The organism is Nocardia sp. NPDC051832, assembly GCF_040681285.1.
Lineage (GTDB): Bacteria > Actinomycetota > Actinomycetes > Mycobacteriales > Mycobacteriaceae > Nocardia.
In genome coordinates this window covers 1,333,860-1,357,614 of sequence record NZ_JBFAYL010000001.1, presented here as the reverse complement: position 1 = coordinate 1,357,614, position 23,755 = coordinate 1,333,860, and the positions used below count along the sequence as shown (strand labels likewise).

Annotated in this window: 25 protein-coding genes and 2 tRNA genes; 14 read left to right on the top strand and 13 right to left on the bottom strand. The window is 67.3% G+C overall.

Annotated elements, in window-relative coordinates:
* Positions 1-10: 10 nt before the first annotated feature.
* The 5 genes from gyrA to AB0M14_RS06005 all read left to right on the top strand — a co-directional run bounded on the left by gyrA (position 11) and on the right by AB0M14_RS06005 (position 4,124).
* Positions 11-2,518 carry a DNA gyrase subunit A gene (gyrA, locus tag AB0M14_RS06025; RefSeq protein ID WP_364989312.1) on the top strand — a complete coding sequence of 836 codons (2,508 nt, stop codon included), beginning with the start codon at positions 11-13 and terminating at the stop codon, positions 2,516-2,518.
* A gap of 40 nt (positions 2,519-2,558) precedes the next feature.
* A complete protein-coding gene (locus AB0M14_RS06020) occupies positions 2,559-3,545 on the top strand; it encodes a DUF3566 domain-containing protein (RefSeq protein ID WP_364989310.1) in 987 nt (328 codons plus the stop codon).
* Between the two features lie 168 nt (positions 3,546-3,713).
* Positions 3,714-3,787, top strand: a tRNA-Ile gene (locus AB0M14_RS06015).
* 73 nt (positions 3,788-3,860) lie between these two features.
* Positions 3,861-3,968, top strand: a complete 108-nt coding sequence (locus AB0M14_RS06010; RefSeq protein WP_364989308.1) for a DLW-39 family protein — start codon at positions 3,861-3,863, stop codon at positions 3,966-3,968.
* A gap of 83 nt (positions 3,969-4,051) precedes the next feature.
* A tRNA-Ala gene (locus AB0M14_RS06005) sits at positions 4,052-4,124 on the top strand.
* Positions 4,125-4,173: 49 nt separating this feature from the next.
* Here AB0M14_RS06005 and AB0M14_RS06000 read toward each other — a convergent pair.
* The 3 genes from AB0M14_RS06000 to AB0M14_RS05990 form a co-directional block, all read right to left on the bottom strand.
* Positions 4,174-4,638, bottom strand: coding sequence for a hemerythrin domain-containing protein (locus AB0M14_RS06000; protein ID WP_364989306.1), 465 nt, complete (start codon positions 4,636-4,638; stop codon positions 4,174-4,176).
* 5 nt (positions 4,639-4,643) lie between these two features.
* Positions 4,644-5,357, bottom strand: coding sequence for a YoaK family protein (locus tag AB0M14_RS05995; protein WP_364989304.1), 714 nt, complete (start codon positions 5,355-5,357; stop codon positions 4,644-4,646).
* 103 nt (positions 5,358-5,460) lie between these two features.
* Positions 5,461-5,886, bottom strand: coding sequence for a helix-turn-helix domain-containing protein (locus tag AB0M14_RS05990; protein WP_364989302.1), 426 nt, complete (start codon positions 5,884-5,886; stop codon positions 5,461-5,463).
* A gap of 82 nt (positions 5,887-5,968) precedes the next feature.
* On the opposite strand from AB0M14_RS05990, the gene AB0M14_RS05985 reads away from it, so the two are divergent.
* The 4 genes from AB0M14_RS05985 (at position 5,969) to AB0M14_RS05970 (ending at position 10,027) form a co-directional block, all read left to right on the top strand.
* Entirely contained in the window at positions 5,969-6,457 is a 489-nt protein-coding gene (locus AB0M14_RS05985) for a pyridoxamine 5'-phosphate oxidase family protein (RefSeq protein ID WP_364989300.1), read from the top strand.
* A gap of 21 nt (positions 6,458-6,478) precedes the next feature.
* Positions 6,479-7,408 (top strand): acyl-CoA dehydrogenase family protein, encoded by a 930-nt coding sequence (locus tag AB0M14_RS05980; protein ID WP_364989298.1) that lies wholly within the window; start codon positions 6,479-6,481, stop codon positions 7,406-7,408.
* Between the two features lie 739 nt (positions 7,409-8,147).
* Positions 8,148-9,149 (top strand): ATP-binding cassette domain-containing protein, encoded by a 1,002-nt coding sequence (locus AB0M14_RS05975; protein WP_364989295.1) that lies wholly within the window; start codon positions 8,148-8,150, stop codon positions 9,147-9,149.
* Positions 9,146-10,027, top strand: coding sequence for an ABC transporter permease (locus AB0M14_RS05970; RefSeq protein WP_364989293.1), 882 nt, complete (start codon positions 9,146-9,148; stop codon positions 10,025-10,027). The genes AB0M14_RS05975 and AB0M14_RS05970 overlap by 4 nt, the downstream gene beginning before the upstream one ends.
* An 8-nt stretch (positions 10,028-10,035) precedes the next feature.
* On the opposite strand, the gene AB0M14_RS05965 is transcribed toward AB0M14_RS05970, so the two are convergent.
* Entirely contained in the window at positions 10,036-10,242 is a 207-nt protein-coding gene (locus tag AB0M14_RS05965; protein ID WP_364989291.1) for a hypothetical protein, read from the bottom strand.
* Between the two features lie 121 nt (positions 10,243-10,363).
* Between AB0M14_RS05965 and AB0M14_RS05960 the strand changes: the two genes are divergently transcribed.
* Together AB0M14_RS05960 and AB0M14_RS05955 are read left to right on the top strand one after the other, a co-directional pair.
* A complete protein-coding gene (locus AB0M14_RS05960) occupies positions 10,364-10,891 on the top strand; it encodes a peptidylprolyl isomerase (protein ID WP_364989289.1) in 528 nt (175 codons plus the stop codon).
* A 4-nt stretch (positions 10,892-10,895) separates the two neighbouring features.
* Positions 10,896-11,786, top strand: coding sequence for a rhomboid family intramembrane serine protease (locus AB0M14_RS05955; RefSeq protein WP_364989286.1), 891 nt, complete (start codon positions 10,896-10,898; stop codon positions 11,784-11,786).
* Positions 11,787-11,845: 59 nt separating this feature from the next.
* Here the strand turns inward: AB0M14_RS05955 and AB0M14_RS05950 are convergent, their stop codons facing one another.
* Both AB0M14_RS05950 and crgA read right to left on the bottom strand, forming a co-directional pair.
* Positions 11,846-12,247: a PH domain-containing protein gene (locus AB0M14_RS05950; protein ID WP_364989284.1), complete on the bottom strand. Its 402-nt coding sequence runs from the start codon at positions 12,245-12,247 to the stop codon at positions 11,846-11,848.
* 144 nt (positions 12,248-12,391) lie between these two features.
* Complete coding sequence (gene crgA, locus AB0M14_RS05945) at positions 12,392-12,655, bottom strand: cell division protein CrgA (RefSeq protein WP_364989281.1); 264 nt, start codon at positions 12,653-12,655, stop codon at positions 12,392-12,394.
* 127 nt (positions 12,656-12,782) lie between these two features.
* Here crgA and AB0M14_RS05940 point away from each other — a divergent pair, with 127 nt between their 5' ends.
* From AB0M14_RS05940 to AB0M14_RS05930, 3 genes are read left to right on the top strand one after another with little or no spacing between them, the layout of a single operon-like run.
* Complete coding sequence (locus AB0M14_RS05940) at positions 12,783-13,427, top strand: aminodeoxychorismate/anthranilate synthase component II (RefSeq protein WP_364989279.1); 645 nt, start codon at positions 12,783-12,785, stop codon at positions 13,425-13,427.
* Positions 13,424-14,125, top strand: coding sequence for a dihydrofolate reductase family protein (locus AB0M14_RS05935; protein WP_364989276.1), 702 nt, complete (start codon positions 13,424-13,426; stop codon positions 14,123-14,125). Before AB0M14_RS05940 ends, AB0M14_RS05935 begins: the two co-directional genes overlap by 4 nt.
* A gap of 41 nt (positions 14,126-14,166) precedes the next feature.
* Entirely contained in the window at positions 14,167-14,625 is a 459-nt protein-coding gene (locus AB0M14_RS05930) for a deaminase (protein ID WP_364989274.1), read from the top strand.
* On the opposite strand, the gene AB0M14_RS05925 is transcribed toward AB0M14_RS05930, so the two are convergent.
* The 7 genes from AB0M14_RS05925 to AB0M14_RS05895 form a co-directional block, all read right to left on the bottom strand.
* Positions 14,626-15,048, bottom strand: coding sequence for a CBS domain-containing protein (locus AB0M14_RS05925; protein WP_364989271.1), 423 nt, complete (start codon positions 15,046-15,048; stop codon positions 14,626-14,628). It abuts the gene before it with no gap.
* Positions 15,049-15,163: 115 nt separating this feature from the next.
* Positions 15,164-17,065, bottom strand: a complete 1,902-nt coding sequence (gene pknB / locus AB0M14_RS05920; protein ID WP_364989269.1) for a Stk1 family PASTA domain-containing Ser/Thr kinase — start codon at positions 17,063-17,065, stop codon at positions 15,164-15,166.
* A complete protein-coding gene (locus AB0M14_RS05915; RefSeq protein WP_364989267.1) occupies positions 17,062-18,579 on the bottom strand; it encodes a protein kinase in 1,518 nt (505 codons plus the stop codon). The genes pknB and AB0M14_RS05915 overlap by 4 nt, the downstream gene beginning before the upstream one ends.
* Positions 18,580-18,616: 37 nt before the next feature.
* Positions 18,617-20,101, bottom strand: a complete 1,485-nt coding sequence (locus AB0M14_RS05910; RefSeq protein ID WP_364989264.1) for a penicillin-binding protein 2 — start codon at positions 20,099-20,101, stop codon at positions 18,617-18,619.
* The gene (locus AB0M14_RS05905; protein WP_364989262.1) at positions 20,098-21,570 is read right to left on the bottom strand and encodes an FtsW/RodA/SpoVE family cell cycle protein; all 1,473 of its coding nucleotides are present in this window, start codon (positions 21,568-21,570) and stop codon (positions 20,098-20,100) included. The genes AB0M14_RS05910 and AB0M14_RS05905 overlap by 4 nt, the downstream gene beginning before the upstream one ends.
* Positions 21,570-23,087: a PP2C family serine/threonine-protein phosphatase gene (locus AB0M14_RS05900; protein ID WP_364989259.1), complete on the bottom strand. Its 1,518-nt coding sequence runs from the start codon at positions 23,085-23,087 to the stop codon at positions 21,570-21,572. The genes AB0M14_RS05905 and AB0M14_RS05900 overlap by 1 nt, the downstream gene beginning before the upstream one ends.
* Positions 23,084-23,551 carry an FHA domain-containing protein gene (locus AB0M14_RS05895; RefSeq protein WP_194816648.1) on the bottom strand — a complete coding sequence of 156 codons (468 nt, stop codon included), beginning with the start codon at positions 23,549-23,551 and terminating at the stop codon, positions 23,084-23,086. The genes AB0M14_RS05900 and AB0M14_RS05895 overlap by 4 nt, the downstream gene beginning before the upstream one ends.
* Positions 23,552-23,755: the final 204 nt, after the last annotated feature.

Genomic DNA, 23,755 nt, shown 5'->3' with positions numbered 1-23,755 from the left:
AGACCATCGCATGACTGAGACCACCTTGCCTCCGAACGGCGGGGCCGGTGACCGGATCGAACCGGTCGACATCCAGAACGAGATGCAGAACAGCTACATCGATTACGCGATGAGCGTGATCGTGGGCCGCGCGCTGCCGGAGGTGCGCGACGGCCTCAAGCCGGTGCACCGGCGCGTGCTGTATGCGATGTACGACAACGGCTACCGTCCCGATCGCGGCTACGTGAAGTCCGCCCGTCCGGTCGCCGAGACCATGGGTAACTACCACCCGCACGGCGACTCGTCGATCTACGACACCCTCGTGCGGATGGCGCAGCCCTGGTCGCTGCGCTACCCGCTGGTCGACGGCCAGGGCAACTTCGGTTCCCGCGGCAACGACGGCGCGGCCGCCATGCGATACACCGAGTGCCGCCTGACGCCGCTCGCCATGGAGATGCTGCGCGAAATCGACCACGAGACGGTCGATTTCCAGCCGAACTACGACGGCCGCTCCCAGGAACCGACGGTTCTCCCCAGCCGGGTGCCGAACCTGTTGATGAACGGCTCCAACGGCATCGCGGTCGGCATGGCCACCAACATTCCGCCGCACAATCTGAACGAGCTCGCCGAAGCCGTCTACTGGGCGCTGGAGAACTACGAGGCCGACGAGGAAACCACCCTCGAGGCCTGCATGGAGCGGGTCAAGGGCCCGGACTTCCCGACCTACGGCCTGATCGTCGGCGGCCAGGGCATCCAGGACGCCTACCGCACCGGTCGCGGCTCCATCCGCATGCGCGGCGTGGTCGAGATCGAAGAGGACAACCGCGGCCGCACCACCATCGTCATCACCGAGCTGCCGTTCCAGGTCAACACCGACAACTTCATCAACTCGATCGCCGAGCAGGTGAAAGACGGCAAGATCGCCGGCATTTCGGATATCCACGACGAGTCCTCCGACCGCGCGGGCATGCGCATCGTGGTGACGGTCAAGCGGGACGCCGTGGCCAAGGTGGTGCTGAACAACCTCTACAAGCACACCCAGCTGCAAACCAGCTTCGGTGCGAACATGCTGTCCATCGTCGACGGAGTGCCGCGCACGCTGCGCCTGGATCAGATGATCCGGCTCTACGTCGATCATCAGTTGGAAGTCATCGTCCGGCGCACCCGGTACCTGCTGCGCAAGGCCGAGGAGCGGGCCCACATCCTGCGCGGCCTGGTCAAGGCCCTGGACGCGCTCGACGAGGTCATCGCGCTGATCCGGCGCTCGGCCAACACCGACACCGCGCGCGTCGGCCTGATGCAGCTGCTGGACATCGACGAGATCCAGGCCACGGCCATTCTCGATATGCAGCTGCGCCGGCTGTCCGCCCTGGAGCGGCAGAAGATCGTCGACGAGTTGGAGAAGATCGAAGCCGAGATCGCCGATCTGAAGGACATTCTCGACAAGCCGGAACGCCAGCGCGCGATCGTGCGCGACGAGCTGCGCGAGATCGTCGAGAAGTTCGGCGACGAGCGGCGCACCCGGATCGTCGCGGCCGACGGCGACGTCGCCGACGAGGATCTGATCGCCCGCGAGGACGTGGTCGTCACCGTCACCGAGACCGGTTACGCCAAGCGCACCAAGACCGACCTCTACCGTTCGCAGAAGCGCGGCGGCAAGGGCGTGCAGGGCGCGGGTCTCAAGCAGGACGACATCGTCAAGCACTTCTTCATCACCAGCACGCACGACTGGCTGCTGTTCTTCACCAACAAGGGCCGGGTCTACCGGGCCAAGGCCTACGAGCTGCCCGAGGCGAGCCGGACCGCGCGCGGTCAGCACGTGGCGAACCTGCTGGCCTTCCAGCCGGATGAGAAGATCGCCCAGATCATCCGCATCCAGGGCTACGAGGACGCGCCGTACCTGGTGCTGGCCACGAAGAACGGCCTGGTCAAGAAGTCCAAGCTGACCGATTTCGACTCCAACCGCAGCGGCGGCATCGTCGCGGTGAACCTGCGCGACGAGGACGAATTGGTCGGCGCGGTGCTGTGTGCCGCCGAGGACGATCTGCTGCTCGTCTCGGCGCACGGCCAGTCGATTCGCTTCTCCGCCACCGACGAAGCGCTGCGCCCGATGGGCCGCGCCACCTCCGGTGTGCAGGGCATGCGCTTCAATGCCGACGATGAACTGTTGTCGCTCAATGTGGTTCGGCCCGATACCTACCTGCTGGTCGCGACCTCCGGCGGCTACTCCAAGCGCACCGCGATCGAGGAATACACCGCACAGGGCCGGGGCGGTAAAGGCGTATTGACTATCCAGTTCGACGCCAAGCGTGGCACTCTGGTCGGTGCGCTCATCGTCGACGACGAAGATGAGCTTTACGCGATCACCTCGGGCGGCGGCGTGATCCGCACGGCGGCGAAGCAGGTTCGTAAGGCTGGACGACAGACCAAGGGCGTGCGATTGATGAACCTCGCGGATGGGGATACGTTGCTTGCTATCGCGCGCAACGCCGACGAGCCCGATCAGGTCGCCGGCGATGACAGCACCGGTTCCGAGTAAATCCACCAGCGGCGGCAACGAACGGATCTAAGGATTCCCATTGACCACTCCGAATCAGCCGAATGACGAGCGGCAGCACACGAACGGTGTGACCGAACGGATCTCACCGTCCCCGATTCCGCCGCGGCCGATTTCCCGGCCGGTCACCTCGGGCGAAGGCGGGCAGTCGAACGAAAATCCGGATCAGCAAGGCGAATTCGCGTCCAAGGCGCCGGACCACAACCCCGGCGCCGAAGGGCGGGAACAGCATTCCGAGCCGGTCGAGCAGACCAGTGGCGGCCAATCGCCGTATCAGGAAGGCTGGTCGCAACTTCCGCAGCGGGAGCCGCAGTCCAATATTCCGCAGCGGGAACCGCAGTCCAACCTGTACCGCCCCGGCCAGGCGCCGGTCACCGGCCGGCCGGCCGGCGGCCTGAACGGCGGCGTCACCAACGCCCGCACCACCGCCGACCTCGCCGCCAAAGCCGCGCGCAAGGAAGCGGCGATGGTGAAATCCGTTGGTATCGACGGGCCTACGCGCAGCATCGCGCGCCCGGAACTCATCAAGGACATGCCCGACCTGTCCGAGATCCGGCATCCGCTGCCGCCGCAGGACACCCCCTCGATGCCGCAGTACCACCCGGTGTCGCCGGCGGCGCCCGTGGCGGTCGCGGCGGCGGCCGCCGGCGAACCGCTGCGCGCCACCGTCCAGGTCCGCCGCATCGACCCCTGGTCGACGCTGAAGATCTCGCTGGTGATCAGCGTGGCGCTGTTCTTCGTGTGGATGCTGGCGGTCGGCCTGCTCTACATCGTGCTCGAGGGCATGGGCGTCTGGGAACGGCTCAACAACACCTTCACCGACATGGTGTCCCAGGACAGCGGTTCGGTGGGCCTGATCGACGCGGGCACGGTCTTCGGCTATGCCGGCGTCATCGGGCTGATCAACGTGGTGCTGTTCACCGCGCTCGGCACGGTCGGCACCTTCATCTACAACCAGTGCTGCGACCTCGTCGGCGGTATCCAGGTCACCCTGGCCGACCCCGACTAGAAACGGTCTCGAACGGCCGGTGCCCGCCCTGTCCAAGGGCGCCGCACCGGCCGTTCGGCGTTTCCCGCCACGCCGACGAATAGCGCCTTGACCAGCCGTTTTGGTTGTACTGGGTGGTGTCGGGTAATCTTTGTCCTCGGCTCGGGTGCTACACCACAGAGTCGGTACGGGCCTATAGCTCAGGCGGTTAGAGCGCTTCGCTGATAACGAAGAGGTCGGAGGTTCAAGTCCTCCTAGGCCCACCCATTTCCTCCGATTCACGGCTCATACTCATCGCAGTGTGGGCCGTTTCTCGTTTCCCAGTACGCTGGGGTCATGAAACTTCTTCTCACCGTTGGTATTGCGGTCGCCGTCCTCATCGGAATCAGCAAGCTGCGCAAGCGTGACGACGCCGACCTGTGGCACGAAGTGACCAGCCGCTAACCGCTGCCCGCTACCTGGCAGTTCGCTCGCAATGGGCTTGTTTGACTAGGCAAACGCTCGACAGGTACCGTTTCGGGCGGTAAGGGGCCTTAGCTCAATTGGCAGAGCACTGCCTTTGCAAGGCAGGGGTTAGGGGTTCGATTCCCCTAGGCTCCACTCGATCGAATGGCTCGCGCTCGTTATGAGCGTGGGCCATTTTCTCGTTTCAGCGGGGGACGCGGCGGCCGTGCACTCGCTCCCAGGCGTCGATGGCGGCGTCCCACTGCTCGCCGGACAGGGTGGTGAGCGACAGGGGGAACAAGCCGTCCTCTTCCTTCTCGATATGGGGCCACAGCGTCGCCAGCGACGCTCGCACCTGTTCCCGGCCCTCCGGAGCCGTTAGATCCGCGGTGGTCAGTGCGACAGTCATATCGCGGTGTTCGGCCTCCAGCGCCTCGATATAGCTGGTGCATTCGGGGTCGTCGCGCATCACCGCGAACAGCCCCTGTTCCTCACCGGCCCAGTGTTCGCGCAGTTTTCGCTCGATCTCCACCAGATCCCTGCCGGCGGAGGCGATATCGCCGCGTTCGAGCGCACGCTCGATCTCGCCCGAGAGGTTGTAGACCGCCTCGTGCTCGGCGATGAACTCCTTGATCAACGGGATGTCGCGGCAGCCGCAGTACTGGCACACCTGGGTCAGGCCTCCTCGAGCGGACCGTGCCGGTCCAGGTGCAAGTAGGTGTAGCCGGTGACCACCAGGCAGACGATCGTCGCGGCGATCAGCATCGCCCAGCCGGGAACCACCAGGGCGATCAGACCGCCGAGCAGGGCGCCCAGCGCGAAACTGGCGTAGAGCAGGAAGTAGTCGAGCCATTCGGCGTATGTGCCGCCGGAGAGGTGGCGTTCGATGCCCTGGCCGAGTTTCACCACGGTGCCGGTGACGTAGCTGAGCGGGATGGAGACCTCGCCGTTCTTGACGAACGAGGTGTTCAGCGCCCCGACGCCGAAGGCGACGAACAGGATGGGGATGAAACCGATACGGCTGGTGTCGGACTCGTTCGAGAACAGGAACGCGTCCACGACCGAGGCGATGCCGAGACTGACGGTGGTGAGCAGCGTCGGGCCGTGCGGATGGTCGTGCCAGAAGTGCCGCCGGCACCAGGAGGCGACGACGACCCCGGACAGGAACGCCAGCAGCAGGGCGGTCGCCGCGACGGCCGCGTCGCGTTCGTCGTGGAAGTAGCCGAGCACGGCGCGCTCGGTGTTGCCGGTCATGAACGTGACGAAGTAGCCGGCGGTGTGCATGAAGGCGGCCGCGCCGATCAGACCGGCCAGCGCGGCCAGCACCCAGGAGATGCGGGCCTCGGAGTCGAACAGTTCCCGTTTACGCGCCGGATCCGGCTGCTTCACAGGTCGGGCTCCTCCCAGGGCATTGGACGATGTCCAAGTCTGGCCTACGGGAGGCGCGAACCCCGGCAGGGAACGCCGAGGGTTTCCAGCTATTTGCTCGAGCTCAGACCGTCGCCGCCTCGGCGAGATCGTAGGCGGTGCGGGCCGCCGAGATCTCGCGCTGATGGGTTTCGGTCCAACTGACCAGGGCCTGAATGGTTTCGTGCAGGCCGGCGCCGAGCGGCGTGAGTTCGTAGTCGACGCGCGGCGGCACCACCGGGAACACGGTGCGGCGCACCAATCCGTCCCGTTCCAGGTGCCGCAGCGTGCGGGTGAGCATGCGCTGACTGATGCCGTCGATCTCGCGGCGCAGTTCGGTGAAGCGCATGGTCCGCCCAGCGAGCAGGGCGATTGCGAGCAGCGACCACTTGTCGGCGATGCGGTCCAGGATCTGGCGGACCTCGCAGTCGGCGCGGGTGTCCCACTGCCGGGCCGTGAAGTCGTCGGTATCCCCGCAGTAACCAAGGGACTCGAAAGTGCCTTCTTCCATGGTTATAGATAGTGACGCATGATTGCCTCAGTTACAAGAAGTAACCGACATGCTATGGAAGAACCGTCTCGGGAGGCAGGCCATGAGTGGCAAAGTCGCGGAATTCGCGGAGCTGGAATCGGAGTTCGACGCTTACGTGGGACGCATCGTCTACTCCACGATGGTGACGGTGGACAGCAAGAACCGGCCGCGGACGCGCGTGCTGATCCCCATCTGGGAGAACGTGGATGGGAATCCGGTGGGGTGGCTGGCCACCTACAAGACACCGGTGAAGGCGGCGCATATCGCCCGGAATCCGCATGTCAGCTTCTCCTATTGGGATCGGCGCAACGACTCGGTGGCGATCGACGCCACCGCGGCCTGGGATGACGATATGGCGGTGCGGCAACGGGTTTGGGACCTGTACTCGCGGACCAGCCCGCCCGGCGCTGGGTATCCGCTGGGGCAGTTCTGGAGCTCGCCCGCGGACCCCAAGCTGCACATCATGCGTTTGGAGCCGTTCCGGATCCAAGTGATCCGGGGCCGGGATCTGCGCAGCCGTATCTGGCAGCAGGAGCGGGTCCGGGTGTAGCCGGCGGGATACCGTGCAGGAGTGAACGATGTGCTCGAGTACCTGCTGACCGCCCCGATCGACGCGGCCGCGCCCGCCGATCTCGAACAGGCGTGGGCTCGGCACGCGGCGGTCGCGGCGGCGTTCCGCTCGCCGGTGGACTGCGCCGTCGCGGGCGGTTTCGCCGCCGATCGGCTGGGTTTCGCGTTCCTGTCCGGATATCAGGAAGCGTTGCGCAAGCTGGTGCCGGAGCTGGTGGGCCCGGAGCTGATCGCGGTGTCGGCGACCGAGGAGGGCGGCGCGCATCCCGCGGCGATCCGGACCGAGGTCGTGCCCGCCGGGAATGGCTGGGTGGTCCGCGGTACCAAGACCTTTACGACGATGGGGGACCAGGCCCGGCAACTGGTGGTGATCGCCGGCACCGGGGAAGTGGTGGACGGCAGGCCGCGGCTGCGGGCCGCGCTGGTCGCGGCCGGACAGCCCGGAGTCACCGTGACGAATCGGCCGCCACTGCCGATGGCCCCGGAAATCCCGCACGCGACAGTGGTTTTCGAGGACGCTGCGGCGCGGCTGCTGCCGGGGGACGGGTACGCGGATTTCCTGAAGCCGTTCCGGACCGTCGAGGACGTGCACGTGCTCGCGGCGACGCTGGGGTGGCTGGTGCGCGTCGGCCGGGCGGCCGGCTGGCCGCGGCCGGTGCTACAGCGCTTGCTCGCGACGGTGGCGATGGTGCGCGGCTTGGACATGGACGCGCCCACGTCGCCGGGCGTGCACATCGCGCTCGGCGGGATCTTCGCGGAGTTCGATCGCCTGCTCGCGGAAGCGGAGCCGCTGTGGGAGCAGGTCGACGCGGTGACCAGGGAGCGCTGGGAACGGGATCGTCCGCTGCTGGCGACGGCGGGGCGGGTGCGGGCGCAGCGGCTGGCCACGGCCTGGCGGCGCGTCGGCTTCGGGGAGGAGATCGCCGGTTGAGGCCGGCATGAACCTGCCCTAGAAATGGGGAGCGGGCCTCGGCGAAGGGGGGGAGTTAGCCGAGGCCCGCGTAGGGTCGGCCCGGGGGGGAGGGGCCGACGAGAATGATCCTACGCGATGATTTGTGTTTGTGTGTGCGTGGGGAACGCCACTTTCGTAGATTTTTTGGGGTCGGGTTACCTGGTATCCAGAGGCGCGCGCCGCGGCGGGGCGGCCGGGTTGCGCGGCGCCGGTACGGTATCGGCTGATTGTTTGCCAAAACCGTTGTCTTTCAGGAAATTACAGGGCTGGAACCAGTGGTCAGCTGGAAGTCTGACGGTTTCAGCGAAACATGCAGACCGGTCGCTGCCTGTCCCGCACCGGGATTGGACCTGGCGTGTTCGTCCCGATTCTGTCGTATTTGTCGCGTGTCATCGGCGCTTCGGGCATGTCGACGGCGCGAACTTGTCGGACCCCGGTGCGAGGATCGCCACATGATTCGCTCGGTACCCGAGTACCGGCTCCCGCGGAAACGGGTAGCCGCCTACGCACGACCCCGGGGGGTGGCGCGCGCGAGGATCGAATCGGTCGCATCCCGTTCCGGTACCCCCGAGCACCGCCTGGACCGGGATGCGACCTTCGACATCTCCGGCCCGACCGGCGCACCAGACAAAACGGATGAAATTGTCGGTGCGCAGGGCAATACTGACTCCGGTATCGATCGGCCCACTTCGCGAAACTCACGAACCCCAGGAGAGTCATGCCCGACGCAATAGTCGCCGAGGGTCTGGTCAAGCGTTACGGCCAGTTGGTCGCCCTCGATGGACTCGATCTTTCGGTGCCGGAAGGCACCGTCACCGCACTGCTCGGCCCCAACGGCGCGGGCAAGACCACTTCGGTCCGCGTGTTCACCACCCTGCTCATCCCGGATGAAGGCAGCGCCACCGTCGCCGGCATCGATGTCCTGCGCAATCCGCAGGCGCTGCGCTCCCGGATCGGGGCGTCGGGCCAGTACGCCGCGGTGGATGAGTACCTCACCGGTTTCGAGAATCTCGAGATGGTCGGCCGGCTGTATCACATGGGCGTGCAGCCCAGTAAGGATCGGGCCCGCGAACTGCTGGACCGATTCCGGCTCAGTGACGCCGCCGATCGCCCGGTCAAGGGGTACTCCGGCGGTATGCGCCGCCGGCTCGACCTGGCCGGCGCCCTGGTCGCCAATCCGCCGGTGCTGTTTCTGGACGAGCCCACCACGGGACTAGATCCCCGGGCCCGGCTCGACCTGTGGGACGTCATCGAGGAACTGGTGGCGGGCGGCACCACGCTCCTGCTCACCACGCAGTACATGGACGAGGCCGATCGGCTGGCCGACTCCATCGCGGTCATCGACCACGGCAAGGTGATCGCGCGTGGCACCGCCGACGAACTCAAGACCCTGGTCGGCGGCGACCGCATCGAGCTCACCGTGGCCGATCCCGCGAAGCTGGGGATCGCCGAGCAGGTGCTGAAAGGCTTGGCGGACGGTGAGATTCACATCGAGCCCGGTCTCCGGCGGGTCACCGTGCCGGTCAGCAACGGGTCCCAGGCGCTGGTCGACGCGATCGGGCTGCTGGGGACCAACGAGGTCCAGATCAACGATGTCGGGCTACGGCGGCCGTCGCTCGACGATGTGTTCCTCACGCTGACCGGGCACGAGGCGGAGGACTACGTCAACGGCAGTGAACTCGGCGCCCAGCTCGAGTCGGCGGAAGGAACTGTCCGATGACCGACCTCCGCAAAGACGTCCCCGCCGCCCGCTCCGCCTTCGCCGCGCCGGAGCGGCTGAGTCCGGGGCAGCGCCTGTCGTATCTGATCCACGACAGCCTGACCATCGCCAAGCGCAATGTCATCAAGATCAAGCGCGTCCCCGACGTGCTGATCTTCTCGACCGCGTCGCCCATCATGTTCGTCCTGCTGTTCGCCTATGTCTTCGGCAATGCGATCGCGGTGCCGGGGATGGAGGGCGGTTATCGCGAGTTCCTGATCGCCGGTATCTTCGCCCAGACCGTGGTGTTCGGCGCTTCCTTCACCGGCGCGGGCTTGGCCGACGATATGCAGAAGGGCATCATCGACAGGTTCCGTTCGCTGCCGATGGCTCCGGCCGCGGTGCTGTTCGGGCGCACGATCAGCGATGTCGTCATCAATGTGGTGAGCCTGACGGTGATGTCGCTGACCGGCTACCTGGTCGGCTGGCGAATTCGCGGATCGATCATGGACGCGGTGCTCGCCTACATCCTGCTGCTGCTGTTCGCTTACGCGATCTCCTGGATCATGGCCGTGGTCGGCCTGCTGGTGCGCACGCCCGAGGTGTTCAACAACGCCAGCTTCATGGTCATGTTCCCGCTCACCTTCCTGGCCAACACCTTTGTGCCGCTGGAGAACCTGCCGAAGGTGCTGCGGATCTTCGCCGAATGGAACCCGGTCTCGGCGCTCACTCAGGCCACCCGCAATCTCTTCGGCAACACCGATCCGATGATGCCGCCGCCGTCCGACGCCTGGGCCATCCAGCACCCGGTCGTGACCTCACTGATCTGGGTGGTGGTCATTCTGCTGATCTTCGTGCCGCTGGCGCTGCGCCAGTACAAGCGGACTGTGAGCCGCTGAGCGCGGTGCTACGCCTCGCCGCGGCCGTCGACACTGACCGGCTGCGGAGAACCGTTGCGTGAGTAGCCGATCCGCGGTGGCTCCGGAGCCACCGCGGGCGGCTGCGGCCGCCGGCTGCGCAACAACCAGGCGACGGCTCCGGCCAGCGCCACGACAACCGCGGCAACGAGCCGGTTACGAGAACGTGCGGATACAAGCTGGCGCCCCAAGGTCATTCGACCACTCTGGCACAACCAGCGAAATCCCGCAGTAAGCCCAGGTCGTCCAATTGTGTGATGCGACGCGTCGGTAACCCACTTCGGTCGCCGACGGTCCGCCCGCGACTAGCATGGCGACGTGACCTCACCGATTCAGACTGCGAGCGCGACGCTGCATACCAACCACGGCGACATCAAGATCGCGCTATTCGGCAACCACGCGCCGAAGACAGTGCGGAACTTTCTCGGCCTCGCGGATGGTTCGGCGCAGTACACCACGCAGAACGCGAGTGGCGGCAGCACCGGACCGTTCTACGACGGCGCGGTCTTCCACCGGGTGATGGACGGATTCATGATTCAGGGTGGCGACCCGACCGGTACCGGTCGCGGCGGCCCGGGTTACGAATTCGGCGACGAGTTCCACCCGGAGCTGCGCTTCGACCGCGGCTACCTGCTGGCGATGGCGAACGCGGGGCCCGGCACCAACGGCTCGCAGTTCTTCGTCACCGTGAGCCCGCAGCCGCATCTGAATCGCAAGCACACCATCTTCGGTGAGGTCATCGATCCGGACTCCCGCAAGGTCGTCGACGCCATTGCGACCACACCGACCGATCGCAACGACCGCCCGAAGGAGCCGGTCGTGATTTCCAAGATCACGATCGAGTGATGCTATGAATCCGCAGCCGCCCGCACCGACGTGCGTCCGCCACCCTGATCGCCCTACCGGATTGGCGTGCACGCGCTGCGGGCGGCCGGCTTGTCCCGAATGTCTGCGCTCCGCCTCAGTCGGACAGCACTGTGTCGACTGTGTGCGCGAGGGGCAGCGCGGCACCCGTCAGGTCCGGACCGTCGCGGGCGCTGTCGCGGGCAAGAGCGCGGTGCCATATGTGACCTATGCGCTGATCGTGCTGAACGTGGCGATCTACGCCGTCACCGCGTGGCAGTCCCGGAATCTGGTGGACAACGCGCAGGGCGGGACGAACTTCTTCACCTCGCGACTGTTCTACGACTGGGTGCTGGTCCCCGCGCTGGTGTCGAACGGCGACTGGATCCGGGTGATCGGCTCGGGCTTCCTGCACTACGGACCGATCCACTTGGCGCTGAACATGTTCGCGCTGTGGATCATCGGCCGCAGCCTGGAGCCGCCGCTGGGCCGGCTGCGCTACCTCGCGATCTACCTGGTCTCGATGATCGCCGGCGCGGCGGCCTGCATGGTCTTCCAGGGCCCGCTGGAGGCGACGGCCGGCGCGTCGGGCGCCGTGTACGGCCTGTTCGGCGCGATCACGGTGCTGCTGCTCCGCCTGCGGCAGAACGCGAATCAGATGTTCATCCTGATCGGCATCAACCTGTTCATCAGCTTCTCGATCCCGCATCTGTCGATCGCGGGGCACCTCGGCGGGCTGGTCGCGGGCACGCTGGCCGCGTTCGGCCTGCTGTACTTGCCCGAGCGGCTGGGCGCGAAAACGCAGGAGGCGGCGCGCAGCATCGGGTGGGCGAGCATTGCCGCGATCGGATTGATCGCGCTGACGATCATCGCGGTCCGGGCGATCACGCTGACCTGAGGTCGCGAATCGCGTCGTCTTGCTTCACGTGAAACGTTGGCGACGCACCGGCGCGGGTGTCAGTCGAGGCTGGCGAGCCCGTGTTCGACGAGCGCGTCGAACACGTCCTCCGGGCCGGCGCCGAGATCCCAGCGACCGAAGATGAGCAGGCGTTCGGTGCCATTGTCGTCGACATCGATCTCGAGCATCGGATTCTTGCGGCCGAGGCGGCGGTAGCCCACGATGCGGACCCGGGTGATCTGGTCGCGGGTGTACTCGGCGGGGCCGATCAGGGAGCGCACCACCAGGCGAGGTTCGGGCCCGGGCATGATCGTGAGCCGCGGCCGCTGCCGGTAGCCGAGCAAGGCAAGCCCCAGCAGGCCGGTGGCGGCGAGTCCGATCAGCAGGCGACTGGCGCCGTCATTGCTGAGGACGGCCGCCCCGGTCAGGATGACGCCGCCGACCGTCACCGCGACCAGCATCGGGGTCGGTGTGGACCAGGTCAGGGTGGATTCGGTGGGCTGGGAAACCGAAGACTCCTCGAGTTGTCCCCACCTTTATCCACAGGTGGGGATGAATGACATGTCTGTTATCCGGTTAATTCCGGCAGACGCGCGCTCGAGCGGTCAGCGCCAGCGCATGGTCATGATCAGGCCGACCACCATGAGGCCGAAACCGATCAGGAAGTTCCAGGCGTTGAGGTCGTTCATCCAGGTGATCTTTTCGGCCGCCAGGTAGTACACCAGCAGCCAGATCAGGCCGGCCACCATGAAGCCCAGCATGATCGCCACGTACCAGACCGGCGACGGGCCGCCCTTGACCTTGACCGGGGTCCGGCTGGCGGGGTTGATCGTGTAGTCGGTCTTCTTACGGACCTTCGACTTCGGCATGACGTCCTCGTGTTCGGCGTGCAGGTCGGTACCGGGGGATTCGAACCGGGCGCAGCCAGGACCGATCGGGGCGCGGCTCAGACGCCCTCCGGTGTGCTTCTAGGCTATCCCACGTAACCTCGTCTCCATGCGCGTACTCGTCGTCGACAACTACGACAGCTTTGTCTTCAACCTGGTGCAGTACCTGGGCCAGCTCGGGGCCGAGGCTGTGGTGTGGCGCAACGACGACCCGCAACTCGCCGACCTGGCCGCCGTAGTCGCCGATTTCGACGGCATTCTGATCAGCCCCGGGCCCGGTTCGCCGGACCGCGCGGGGGCCAGCATCCCGCTGGTGCACGCCTGCGCGAAGTCCGTCACACCGCTGCTCGGCGTGTGTCTCGGCCATCAGGCGATCGGCGAGGCGTTCGGCGCCACCGTCAACCGCGCGCCGGAGCTGCTGCACGGTAAGACCTCGCTGGTGTTCCACAGCGGCAACGGCGTGTTGTCCGGCCTGCCCGACCCCTTCACCGCCACCCGCTACCACTCGCTGACGGTCCCCGAGGAAACCCTCCCGGCCGAGATCGAGGTCACCGGCCGCACCGAATCCGGCATCGTGATGGCCATGCGCCACCGCGACCTCCCCATCCACGGCGTCCAGTTCCACCCCGAATCCGTGCTCACCCAGGGCGGCCACCGCATGCTCGCGAACTGGCTCGAGGTGTGCGGCGAGCGTCCCGCCGAGGGCTTGGTCGAAATGCTCGAAGCGGAGGTCGCCGCGCTGGTGACGCAGTGACGCCGCACCCAACCACCCCACCGCCTGCCGCCCCGGTGCGCCCGCATGTGGTGCTCTCGGTAGCGGTCAGTCTCGACGGCTACATCGACGACGCGAGCCCGGACCGCCTGACGCTGTCGGGCACCGCGGATCTCGACCGCGTCGATCAGGTACGGGCCGAGTCCGACGCGATCCTGGTCGGCGCGGAAACCCTGCGCCGCGACAACCCCCGCCTCCTGGTGAACAGCGCGGAACGCCGCGCTGCCCGGATCGCCGCCGGCAAGCCGGAGTACCCGCTGAAGCTAACCGTCACGGCGAGCGGCGAATTGGATCCGGCCTGGCGCTTCTGGCACCACGGCGGCGGCAAGCTCGTCTACACGACGGATTCCGGCGCCGCGCGACTCGGCGATCGGCTGTCCGGCCTGGCCGAAGTCGTCAGCCTCGGCGCGGTAGTCGACTTCACCGCCCTGCTGGCCGATCTCGGCGGGCGCGGGGTCACCCAGCTGATGGTCGAGGGCGGCACCCGCGTCCACACCGAGTTCCTCGCCGCCGACCTGGCCGACGAACTGCACCTCGCCGTCGCTCCCATCCTGGTCGGTGACCCGAACGCACCGCGCTTCCTCGGCCCCGCCGCCTATCCCGGTGGGCCGCACCGCCGTTTGCGTCTTTCCGGTATGACGCAAGTGGGAGACGTCGCAGTCCTGCGCTATACCCGCTGAACCGCAGAGGACCGTACCAACGACGAGGAGAACCGCCGAGCATGAGCGCTGCACAGTCCGATCACCAGTTCATGCGCAGAGCGATCGAGCTCGCGCGGAAGTGTCCGCCGAGTGCGACGGCGTTCTCGGTCGGGGCGGTGGTCGTGGCGGACGGGGTGGAGATCGCAACAGGTTTCTCGCGGGAGACCGACGACAAAGTGCATGCTGAGGAATCGGCGTTGAACAAGCTTGGCGATGCCGACTCGCGGCTCGCGCGCGCGACGATCTACAGCACGCTGGAACCGTGTTCGCAGCGGGCGAGCGCCGGCCGCGCGCCGTGCACGGAACGGATTCTGCGCGCGGGGATTCCGCGGGTGGTCATCGCGTGGCGGGAGCCGACGACGTTTGTGACGAACTGTGTGGGGGTGGAGCACCTCCGGCAGCATGGCGTCGAGGTGATCGAGTTGCCCGAACTCGCGGACGAGGCGATGGCGATGAACCGGCACCTCGACCTGTCCTAGCTACGGGCGCCCGTAGATGGAGTTGACCCACTCGCCGAGCTGATTGTCGTCCAGGTGCTTGGCCAGGTCGGCTTCGCTGATCATGCCGACGAGCTTCTTGTCCTCGTCGATGACCGGCACGCGCTTGACGCGGTGGCCTTCCATTTCGTCGAGCACCGCTTCGACGTCGGCGTCGGCGGCGACCCAGCGCGGGGTGGCCTCGCAGAGGTCGGCGGCCTTGGTGGCGCCGGGGGACTTGCCCTGGGCGACGCATTTCACGACGATGTCGCGGTCGGTGATGATGCCGCGCATGCGTTCGTTGTCATCGGAGACGATCAGGCACCCGACGCCGAGTTCGGACATCAGCCGCGCGGCTTTGCCGACGGTGTCGTCCATGGAGATCCAGTGCGCGCCGGGACGCATGATGTCGCGGGCAGTGGTCATGGGGCTACCTCCTGGTTGCGGTGGACGCATTCGGATGAGCAGCCCCATTCTCCAGCTGATCACTGCGTGGAGTCTGAGTTTTCCAGAAAGTAGCTGTAAGCCGTGATCGGGAGCGTCACGGTGGGCCGAGAACGCCGACGGAGATGGTGATCGTGGCGGTCTTGGACAACGGAGCACCGGTTGCCGGAGATTGTCCCAGGATCCGTCCGACGCTGCCGGCGTCGAAGGTGCCCTGCGGCTGCTGGACGATCTGGCTGGTGCTGCCGGTCCAGCCCTTCGACCGCAGCACCTCCACGGCCTGGGACGGCGTCATGCCGACCACGCTGGGCATGGTGATCTCGCCGCTGGAGACCTGGACGGTCACCTTGGAGCCCTTGTCGGCCTGGGTGCCGCCGGCCGGGCTGGTCGAGAGCACCTCGCCCTTCGGCTTGGACGACGGCACCTCCTCGATGCTGACCGCGAAACCGGCGCTACCCTCGAGGTTCGGCTGGGCGACGCTGATGTCCTGGCCGACGACCGAGGGCACGCGCACCTTCTCCGGGCCGTCGCCGAGGATGACGATGATGGCCTTGTCCAAGTCGACCTTGGCGCCCTCGGCGGGCTCGGTCCCGATGACCTTGTCCTTCTCCTGCTGGCTGGACGCCTTGCGCTGCACGTTCGGATCCATGCGCAGGCCCTGGGAATTGAGGAACTGCTCGGCCTGCTCCTGGGTCATCCCGTTCAGCCGGGGCACCTGCACCTGCTGCGGTCCGGTGGAGACCACCAGGGTGACGGTGCTGCCCTTGTCGATGCGGGAACCACCCAGCGGCTGGGTGGCGATCACATTGCCCTGGGCGATCTTGCCGTCCGCCTTCTGCTCCACGGCGACATTGAAGCCGAGCTTCTGTAGCGAATCCTTGGCCTGGGACTGCGATTTGTTCGAAAGATCCGGTATCGCCACCTGATCCGGCCGACTGCCCGGCCCGATCAGCACCCAGAACAGGGCGAACGCGACGGCCAGCGCGGCCGCGGCGCCGACCGCGATCCAGGTGCGCCGGGGGCCGCCGGGATCGGTGGCCTCCTGCTCGGCGGTGTCGTCGCGGCGCTCGACCATGCGGTAGCCGCGCGAGGACGATTCGTCGGAGCCGAAGACGGTGGTGCGGTCTTCGTCGGTCATCACCATCGGCGCGCTGGGCTTCTGCCCGCCCAGCACCCGGATCAGGTCGGCGCGCATCTCGGCCGCGGTCTGATACCGGTTGGCGGGGTTCTTGCTCATCGCCTTGAGGATCACCGAGTCCAGCTCGCGCGGGACGCCGGCGTGCACGTGTGAGGGCAGCCGCGGATCTTCGCGGACATGCTGATAGGCCACCGCGACCGGCGAGTCACCGGTGAAAGGCGGTTCGCCGGTGAGGATTTCGAAGAGCACGCAGCCGACGGAGTACACGTCCGAGCGCGCGTCGACCGTCTCGCCGCGCGCCTGCTCGGGCGAAAGATACTGCGCGGTACCGATTACGGCCGCGGTCTGCGTCATCGGATTCGAACTGTCGGCGAGGGCGCGCGCGATGCCGAAGTCCATCACCTTCACCGCGCCCGCGCGGTTGATCATGATGTTGGCGGGCTTCATGTCGCGGTGCACGATCCCGGCCTTGTGGCTGAAATCCAGTGCCGCACAGACGTCGGCGACGACCTCCATCGCGCGGCGCGGCGGTAGCGGGCCCTTGCCGCGCACGATGTCGCGCAGGGTGTCGCCGTCGACGTACTCCATCACGATGTAGGGCAGCGGGCCGCCGTCCACCTCGGCCTCGCCGGTGTCGTACACCGCGACGATGGCCGGATGGTTCAGCGCGGCGGCGTTCTGCGCCTCGCGCTTGAAACGCAGATAGAACGTGGGGTCACGCGCGAGGTCCGCACGCAAGACCTTGATCGCGACATCGCGGCTCAGCCGCAGGTCCCGGGCCTTGTGCACCTCGGACATACCGCCGAATCCGATGATCTCGCCGAGCTCGTAGCGAGAACCGAGATTCTTCGGGGTCGTCATGGTTGTCCTTGTGAAGGAGTAGGCACGCTACGAGTGGACGAGGGGCCTCGAGCACCGGGACTATCCGGAAATGGTAAGTCGAGGGTGGGGAAGTACGGGGGCCGGGTAGTCGTCGTCTTGCCGGTCTTGGTGGTGCTCGGGACCGGTGTCGTCGTCGGCGGCTTGCTGGTCGTGGTCGGCGGTTCCGTGGTGGTCGTCGGCGGTTCCGTCGTCGTGGTCGGCGGCACCGTGGTGGTGATCGGCGGCTGGGTCGTGGTGACCGGCGGCGGGGGCGGCGCCGGCCGCGTGGTCGTGGTGACCGGCGGCTTGGTCGTGGTCGGCGGGACCAGCGTGGTGGTCACGACCGGACGATCCGGCTGCGGATTGGTATCGCCGCCGAACGCCAGCCAGGTGGCGGCGCCGCCGAGCAGCACCGCGCCGATGCCGAGGCCGATCAGCCACTTCTGGGTGTTGGTGAGACCGTCGGGCTTGGGCGGCGGGATGGCCGTGCTGCCCGGATTCATCGCCGTCTCCGGCGCGCCGTAAGTGCTTGCGGCGGCGCCCTTGTAGGGCACGGTCGGGCCGTCCTGCTGCGCCGACGGCAGGATCACCGTCGGGCCGGGCGGCAGCACCCGGGTGGCGCCCTCGGTGAACGGACCGGTTCCGGTTCCGGTGGCGGCGGCGCCCTTCGGCTCCGGCGCGCGATGACCCGCCCGCACCGCGGCCACCGCGTCGGCGAACTCGCCGCCGCTGGCGTAGCGCTGGTTCGGGTCCTTGCGCATGGTGATCTCGATGAGCTCATGCACGTTCGGCGGCAGATCCGCCGGCATCGGCGGCGGGTTCTCCCGCACATGCTTCATCGCGACGGTGATCGCGCCGTCGCCGCTGAACGGACGCTGGCCCGCCAGCGCCTCGTAGCCGACCACGCCGAGCGAGTACACGTCGCTGGCGGCGGTCGCGTCCTCGCCGACGGCCTGCTCGGGCGCGATGTACTGGGCGGTGCCCATCACCATGCCGGTCTTGGTGACCGGCGAGGCGTCCACGGCCTTGGCGATGCCGAAGTCGGTGATCTTCACCTGACCGGTCGGCGTCACGAGGATGTTGCCCGGCTTCACGTCCCGGTGCACCACGCCGGCGGCATGCGCCACCTCGAGCGCGCGCCCGGTCTGCTCCAGCATGTCCAGGCCCTGCATGACCGAGAGCCGGCCGAGCCGGTTCAGCACCGTGTTCAGCGGCTCGCCCTGCACCAATTCCATGACCAGGTAGGCGGTTTCACCCGCGGACGGGTCGTAGGTCTCGCCGTAGTCGTAGATCCCGGCGATGCCCGGGTGATTGAGCTGCGCGGTGGTTTTGGCTTCGGTGCGGAAGCGGTGCCGGAAGGTGGGATCGGCGGAGAACTCCGCCTTGAGCACCTTGACCGCCACCCGGCGATCCAGCCGGGTGTCGAGAGCCTCCCAGACCTGACCCATTCCGCCGGTGGCGATGAGCCGCTGCAGGCGGTAGCGGTCGGCGATCAGTGCGCCGTTGTTCAGCATCGGGGACTCCGTACATTCACTCGCACAGTCATATCGTTCAGCCCCCTCGCAGACCGGCGTCCAGCACGGCCCTCGCGATCGGCGCCGCCACGGAACCGCCGGTGGCGGCCAGCGCCCGGTCGCCACCGCTCTCCACGATCACCGCGATGGCGATGGTCGGGTTCTGCGCGGGGGCGAAGGCGATGTACCAGGCGTGGGGCGGCGTGTTGCGCGGATTCTCGCCGTGCTCGGCGGTTCCGGTCTTGGACGCGATGGTGTATCCGCGGTTCTGCTGACCGCCCGCGGTGTTCTGTTCCGAGGCGATCATCATGCTGGTCAGCTGGGAGGCGACCGGAGCGCTCACGGCCTGGCCGACCGAGACCGGCTTGGTCTTGGACAGCTCGCTCAGATCCGGCGCTTGCAGCGAATCGACCAGGTAGGGCTCCATCCGGACGCCGCCGTTGGCGACGGTGGCCGCGATGACGGCGTTCTCCAGCGGCGTCAAGGCCACGTCGCGCTGCCCGATGCTGCTCTGCGCCAGCGCCGCGTTGTCGGGAATGGAACCCACGGTGGACTCGGCGACCGGGATCGGGATGCCGCGGCTCGGGCCGACGCCGAACGCGGCGGCCGCGTCCTTGAGGTTGGACGCGCCGATCTTCTGGCTGAGCTCGGCGAAGGCGGTGTTGCAGGACAACCGGAACGCGTCGTACAGCGAGGCGGTGCTGCCGCTGCCGCAGTGCGAGCCGTTGTAGTTCTCCAGCGTGGTCCTGGTGCCGGGCAGTTCGATCTGGCTGGCGGCGGTGAACTGGTCGTCCGGAGTCGCGATGCCGTCCTGCAGCGCCGCCGCGGTGGTCACCACCTTGAACGTGGACCCGGGCGGATAGGTCTGGGAGACCGCGCGATTGAGCATCGGCTTGGACTTGTCCCGGCTCAGCTCCTCCCAGGACTGGGTGCCGCGCGCGCCGTCGTGCCCGGACAACAGGTTCGGGTCGTAGCTGGGCGTGGAGACCATGGTGAGGATCTTGCCGGTGCTGGGCTCGATCGCGACCACGGAGCCGGTGTAGCCCTTGGCGGTCAGCTGGTCGTAGGCCACTTTCTGCATCACCGGATTGAGCGTGGTGAGCACGTTCGCGCCGCGCGGGTCGCGACCGGAGACCATGTCGATGAGCCGGCGCCCGAACAGCTGGCTGTCGGAGCCGTTGAGCACCGAATCCTCGGCCTTCTCCAGGCCGTTGCTGCCGTACTGCATCGAGTAGAAGCCGGTGACCGGGGCGTAGGCGTCCGGGTCGGTCGGGTAGGTGCGCAGGTACTTGTAGCGGTCGTCGGTGGCGACCGAACTGGCCAGCACGGTGCCGCTGGCCGAGATCTGGCCGCGCTGACGCGAGTACTCGTCCAGCAGCACCCGCGAGTTGCGCGGATCGTGGCGCAGGCTGTCGGCCTTCCCGAACGGGCCGATGGACACCTGCACGTAGGTGGCGTTGATGATCAGCGCGACGATCATCAGCATTACCGCGACGGCGACCCGCCGTAGTGGAGTGTTCATTCCTGCGGCCTCGCATCCTTGCGGAACAGCTCGGTCGGGGCATCGGCGAGAGGGGCCGCGGGTTCCTTCTTCCGGGCCGGCGCCGGAGCGCGGGCCGCGTCGGAGATCTTGATCAGCAGGGCCAGCAGCAGATAGTTCGCCAGCAGCGAGGAACCGCCGTAGGACATGAACGGGGTGGTGAGGCCGGTCAGCGGAATCAGTTTGGTGACGCCGCCGACCACCACGAACAGCTGGATCGCCATGGTGAAGGCCAGCCCGGCGGCGAGCAGCTTGCCGAAGCTGTCCCGCACGGCCAGGGCGGTGCGCAGACCGCGCACGATGAACACCAGGAACAGCAGCAGCACGGCGGTGAGCCCGATCAGGCCGAGTTCCTCGCCGATGGTGGTGACGATGAAGTCGGTCTTGGCGAAGGGCACCTGGTTGGGCCGGCCGTTGCCCAGGCCGGTGCCGGCCAGCCCGCCGGTGGCCAGGCCGAACATCGACTGGGAGATCTGGTAGCCGGTGTTGTTGTAGTCCGAGAACGGATCCAGCCAGGTGTGCCCGCGCACCCGGACGTGACCGAAGGCGTTGTAGGCGAAGACGAATCCGATGGCGAGCAGACCGCCGCCGATGATCAGCCAGCCCACCCGCTCGGTCGCGATGTAGAGCATCACCAGCACGGTGGAGAAGATCAACAGCGAGGTGCCGAGATCCTTTTCCAGGACCAGTACGCCGATGCAGACGATCCACACCGCGAGGATCGGGCCCAGGTCGCGGGCCCGCGGGAACTCCATGCCCAGCATGTGCCGCCCGGCGGTGGTGAACAGATCGCGCTTGGCCACCAGCACCGAGGCGAAGAAGATGATCAGCAGGATCTTGGAGAACTCACCGGGCTGAACGCTGAAGCCGGGCAACCGGATCCAGATCTTGGCGCCGTTGGTCTCCGAGTACGCGCTGGGCAGCAGCGCCGGAATCATCAGGGCGACCAGGCCGATCAGGCCGAGGGTGTAGCTGTAGCGGGCCAGCGTGCGGTAATCGCGCAGGATTGCGAGCACCGCGATGAACCCGATGGTGCCGAGCGCGGTCCACATGATCTGGGGGCTGGCGTCAGGGGAGGGGATCGTCCACGAGTTGTAGCGGGCGTTCTCTGCCGCACCGAGATCCAGCCGATGGATCAGCACCAGCCCGATCCCGTTGAGCACCGCGACAATCGGCAGCAGCAGCGGGTCGGCGAACGGCGCGAACCGGCGCACCGCCAGGTGGGCCACCCCGAACAGGCCGAGGTAGGCCGCGCCGTACTTGGCGATGTCCCAGGTGATCGACTGCTCCTGGCTGGCTTCCACCAGGAACAGCGACACCGTCGTCAGCAGGGCCGCGAACGCCAGCAGCAGCAGTTCCACATTCCGCCGGGTGGACGGCGGCGGCGCGGGCGCGAAGCCGCCAGGCGGACTGGGGTAGGCCCCAGCGGACGGCGGTGCCGGTGCGGACATCAGTCCGTCACCCGGCAGTTCTCCCCCGGCGTCTGGGGGGTCGCCGACGTGGACGTCGGCGCGGTGGGTTCCACCTTCGTCGGTGTCTTGAGGTCGGTACCCCGGGTGTCCCCAGGAGGCGCTTCGGTCGTCGGCGGCGCCGGCGCGGTAGTGGTCGCGACCGGGTTCGGCGTGGTGGTCGGGGCGCCGGGCGGGACCGGCTCGTTCGAGGTGGACGGCACGACGCCGGGCTGCTGCACCGATTCCTTGGGCGCGCACACCGGCAGCAGCTGCTGGGAGGCCAGGCGCCGCATCTGGCTCTCGGCGTCGTTGAGCGAACCCGGCGGCAGACCCTGATTGACCTGGTTGCGTCCGGTCTGGGTGAGGTCCTCGACCTCGAGCGCCCGGCAGCCGGCGGGCAGCGTGGTGCCGGTCTTCAGGATGGTGAGCTCACCGGTCTTGCTCACGCAGCCGATGGTGTCGACCTCGTGAATCGAATAGCCGAGTATCGAACCCGGAAGTCCGCGCAGGATCACCACATTGCCGCCTTCAGCGGCCACGTAGTAGTTGTTGCGCACCATCTTGTAGCCGACCAGCAGGCCGACGCCGATCGCGAGCACCAGGCCCAGCGACAGCAGAATCCAGCGCAGCTTGTGCGATTTCCCCGGCGGCTCGGGTTCCGGACTGGCGGACGCCCGGCGGGGCGGGGCGGCCCGCGGGGGGCGCATCGCGGCGGCGCGGCCGGCCGCGGTATTCGGCGGGGGAGTGTCCTCGTCCTGACCGGAGGCGGCGCCCGCCACGATCGGATGACTCTGCCCGTAATCGAGATCGATGACATCGGCGACGACCACGGTGACGTTGTCCGGACCGCCGCTGCGCAACGCCAATTCGATGAGCCGGTCGGCGCATTCGTCGGTGCTGCCCTCGCGCAGGGTGTTCGCGATCGTCTCGTCGCTCACCACGTCGGAGAGACCGTCGGAGCAGAGCAGATAGCGGTCGCCCGCGCGGGCCTCCCGCATGATCAGCGTCGGCTCGATCTCGTTGCCGGTGAGCGCGCGCATGATCAGGGAGCGCTGTGGATGAGTGTGCGCCTGCTCCGGGGTGATCCGGCCCTCGTCCACCAGCGACTGGACGAACGTGTCATCTCTGGTGATCTGGGCCAGCTCGCCACCGCGCAGCAGATACGCGCGGGAGTCGCCGATATGGGCGAGGCCGAGTTTGCTGCCCGCGAACAGGATCGCGGTCAGGGTGGTGCCCATGCCGTCGAGCTCGGGCTCCTCCTCGACCTGATCGGCGATCGCGGCGTTGCCTTCGTGGATCGCGTGGTCGAGTTTGCCGAGCAGGTCGGTGCCGGGCTCGTCGTCGTCGAGATGGGCCAGTGCGGCGATCATCAACTGGGAGGCGACTTCACCGGCGGCATGGCCGCCCATGCCGTCGGCCAACGCGAGCAGACGGGCGCCCGCGTAGACGGAATCCTCGTTGTTGCCTCGCACGAGGCCGCGGTCGCTGCGCGCTGCGTAGCGGAGAACAAGTGTCACGATCGGAGCTCGATCACTGTCTTGCCGACACGAACCGGAGTGCCGAGCGGAACACGGACGGCGGTGGTGACTTTCCCGCGGTCGAGATAGGTGCCATTGGTGGAGCCGAGGTCTTCGACGTACCAGTCGTCACCGCGTGGAGAAAGTCGCGCATGCCTGGTGGAGGCGTAATCATCGGTGAGTACCAGCGTGGAATCATCCGCGCGCCCGATCAGCACCGGTTGGGTGCCGAGCGTGATGCGCGTGCCGGCGAGTGAACCTTGAGTCACCACAAGATATTTGGCGCCCTTCTGGCCGCGGCTGAAGGACGGCAGCACCGCGGAACCGCGTGCGGCCCTGGGCTGGATCCGAATGCCGGAGGCCGCGTAGATGTCGCTGCGCAAGGTCCGCAGAACCGCCCAGACGAACAACCACAACAGCAAGAGGAACCCCGCTCGGGTCAACTGCAGGATCAATCCCTGCACGGCGTTCCACCTCCTGTTCGACCGTGTATCTGTCGGTGCCGCCGCGTAGGTGCTGGTTCGCCCCCACCCGGCCTGCTGGTCTTGCCCGGCCCCATGACGGTGCCGCGCGTTGGCAGCATCATAGGGCCGTCAGTCGATTTCGATCACGATACGACCGCAGAACCGCTGTTGGCGATGTCGTGCACACGTCATGTCGTGACCTGG

Coding starts and splice junctions, on each gene's coding strand:
- gyrA (WP_364989312.1), top strand. CDS start 11: ATGACTGAGACCACCTTGCCTCCGAACGGCGGGGCCGGTGACCGGATC.
- AB0M14_RS06010 (WP_364989308.1), top strand. CDS start 3,861: ATGAAACTTCTTCTCACCGTTGGTATTGCGGTCGCCGTCCTCATCGGA.
- AB0M14_RS05990 (WP_364989302.1), bottom strand. CDS start 5,886: ATGGAAGAAGGCACTTTCGAGTCCCTTGGTTACTGCGGGGATACCGAC.
- AB0M14_RS05985 (WP_364989300.1), top strand. CDS start 5,969: ATGAGTGGCAAAGTCGCGGAATTCGCGGAGCTGGAATCGGAGTTCGAC.
- AB0M14_RS05975 (WP_364989295.1), top strand. CDS start 8,148: ATGCCCGACGCAATAGTCGCCGAGGGTCTGGTCAAGCGTTACGGCCAG.
- AB0M14_RS05970 (WP_364989293.1), top strand. CDS start 9,146: ATGACCGACCTCCGCAAAGACGTCCCCGCCGCCCGCTCCGCCTTCGCC.
- AB0M14_RS05965 (WP_364989291.1), bottom strand. CDS start 10,242: ATGACCTTGGGGCGCCAGCTTGTATCCGCACGTTCTCGTAACCGGCTC.
- AB0M14_RS05955 (WP_364989286.1), top strand. CDS start 10,896: ATGAATCCGCAGCCGCCCGCACCGACGTGCGTCCGCCACCCTGATCGC.
- AB0M14_RS05950 (WP_364989284.1), bottom strand. CDS start 12,247: ATGCTGGTCGCGGTGACGGTCGGCGGCGTCATCCTGACCGGGGCGGCC.
- crgA (WP_364989281.1), bottom strand. CDS start 12,655: ATGCCGAAGTCGAAGGTCCGTAAGAAGACCGACTACACGATCAACCCC.
- AB0M14_RS05940 (WP_364989279.1), top strand. CDS start 12,783: ATGCGCGTACTCGTCGTCGACAACTACGACAGCTTTGTCTTCAACCTG.
- AB0M14_RS05930 (WP_364989274.1), top strand. CDS start 14,167: ATGAGCGCTGCACAGTCCGATCACCAGTTCATGCGCAGAGCGATCGAG.
- AB0M14_RS05925 (WP_364989271.1), bottom strand. CDS start 15,048: ATGACCACTGCCCGCGACATCATGCGTCCCGGCGCGCACTGGATCTCC.
- pknB (WP_364989269.1), bottom strand. CDS start 17,065: ATGACGACCCCGAAGAATCTCGGTTCTCGCTACGAGCTCGGCGAGATC.
- AB0M14_RS05915 (WP_364989267.1), bottom strand. CDS start 18,579: ATGCTGAACAACGGCGCACTGATCGCCGACCGCTACCGCCTGCAGCGG.
- AB0M14_RS05910 (WP_364989264.1), bottom strand. CDS start 20,101: ATGAACACTCCACTACGGCGGGTCGCCGTCGCGGTAATGCTGATGATC.
- AB0M14_RS05905 (WP_364989262.1), bottom strand. CDS start 21,570: ATGTCCGCACCGGCACCGCCGTCCGCTGGGGCCTACCCCAGTCCGCCT.